We start from the raw sequence: 650 nt of genomic DNA, 5'->3' as shown, positions 1-650 counted from the left end.
GTTCGCCCACAGCACCCCCACCACGCGGTTCGCCGCGGCGAAGTCCTCCTCGTAGATCCCCTCCCCGGCGCGCACGTGCCACCACGTCTGCGCCGCCAGCGCCTCCAGCGCCTTCCGCCGGGTCTCGTCGTCGAGACGACGGAACATCCCCATCAGCGCCTCGGGCCGCATCAGCATGTAGCGGCGGCTTTCGTCGAGCACCTGGCCGTTGCCGCCGTCGAAATCCAGCCGCTCGCGAAAAGGCGGCTTCACGATGCCGCTCCGGCGAAATCGCGCACCACACCGTTGAAGGCGTCACGCACCACGTCGACATCGGAAGCGAGCACGACAAGGTGATAACCCTCGGCGCGTCGTTCGAGCGCTTTGTCGACATTGCCGGTGAAGATGCCGCACGGGATGCCGGCCCTAGCGCAGGCCTCCTTCACGCGCAGGCAGCCTTTTTCCGTGGCGTCGCCGCCCTGGCCTTGTGCCGCATAGGAGATGCCGAGATCGCCGGTGCCGATCAGCACGAAGTCCAGTCCGGGTGTGGTGATGATCGCCTCGGCCTGCTCGACCCCGGCAGCGGTCTCGATCATCAGGCCGACGGCCACATGTCCCGCCCGTTCGAGATAGGTGCCGAATCCCATCGAAAGCGGTCGCACGCCGCCGCC

Annotated in this window: 2 protein-coding genes; both read right to left on the bottom strand. The window is 67.7% G+C overall.

Annotation, left to right across the window (positions count from 1 at the left end; all coding sequences use genetic code 11):
• A partial coding sequence (locus G3A47_RS22870; RefSeq protein ID WP_208328414.1) for a hypothetical protein occupies positions 1-252 on the bottom strand: 252 nt, incomplete at its 3' end.
• Positions 249-650 (bottom strand): aldolase/citrate lyase family protein (locus G3A47_RS22865; RefSeq protein WP_208328413.1); only part of this gene is annotated, 402 nt, incomplete at its 5' end. The genes G3A47_RS22865 and G3A47_RS22870, both read right to left, overlap by 4 nt.

The sequence above is a fragment of the Flavobacterium poyangense genome (genome assembly GCF_011751075.1).
In the GTDB taxonomy this organism is placed as follows: Bacteria; Bacteroidota; Bacteroidia; order Flavobacteriales; family Flavobacteriaceae; genus Flavobacterium; species Flavobacterium poyangense.
This window is presented reverse-complemented; position numbering and strand designations above follow the sequence as displayed.